This window comes from Mesorhizobium sp. M0676 (genome assembly GCF_040320535.1).
Classification (GTDB): domain Bacteria; phylum Pseudomonadota; class Alphaproteobacteria; order Rhizobiales; family Rhizobiaceae; genus Mesorhizobium.
The window spans coordinates 1-808 of record NZ_JAMYPU010000087.1 but is presented as its reverse complement, the minus strand read 5'-3'; the positions used below and the strand labels follow the sequence as shown (position 1 = coordinate 808).

At 55.0% G+C, this 808-nt stretch carries 1 protein-coding gene; it reads left to right on the top strand.

The genetic code is table 11. The features are described 5' to 3' along the window. Positions 1 to 21 precede the first annotated feature (21 nt). A partial coding sequence (locus NKI35_RS31290; RefSeq protein ID WP_352742661.1) for a tetratricopeptide repeat protein occupies positions 22 to 808 on the top strand: 787 nt, incomplete at its 3' end.

Genomic DNA, 808 nt, shown 5'->3' with positions numbered 1-808 from the left:
GTACGCAAGGCTGGAGGACGGGTGCGCATCACGGCTCAGCTAATCAATGGTCTTGGCGGTGACCATACCTGGGCCGAGCGATATGACCGGACGCTGGACGATATCTTCAAACTGCAGGACGAGATTTCCAAGACCATAGTCGATGTCCTCAAAGTGAAGCTGTTGCCCGAAGAACTGGAGACTATTACAAACCGCTCGACCGACAACCCAGAGGCTTACGAGACGCTGTTGATGGGCAGGTCGTTCCTCAACAGGGGAGTCGAGACGAAGTTTATCAAAACAGCGCAGCGACTGTTTGCTAGAGCTGTTGAAGTTGACCCAAATTATGCGCGCGCTTATGCCGCTTTGGCTGATTGTGAGTGGCTTCTGTTAACTTGCAACGATCCCGACGCCAGCTTCGAGGCAGTCCTTTCCAACAGCTCACGGGCGCTGGAACTTGAGCCAGGTCTCGCCGACGCCCATGCATCACGTGGCGGGGCCTTGTTCGTAAATGGCCGGTATGCCGAGGCGGAAGTCGAGTTCGAGCGAGCTTTAGAATTAGACGCTAGCTCTTCCGATACCTATTTCGCTTACGGCCGGAATTGTTTCATTCAAGGTCAATACGAGAAAGCTGCCGGTCTGTACCAGCGTGCTGTATCGTTGTCACCCGATGACTATCGGGTCTGGACCAATCTAGGGATGGTCAATGTTTCACTCGGCCGCAGCGACGACGCCAAGGAAGCGGCAAGGCAAGGTGTGCTGCGAGTGGAAAAGGAAGTCAAAGCGCATCCCGACAATGCCACCGCGCTATGTTACGGTGCCGCAATGC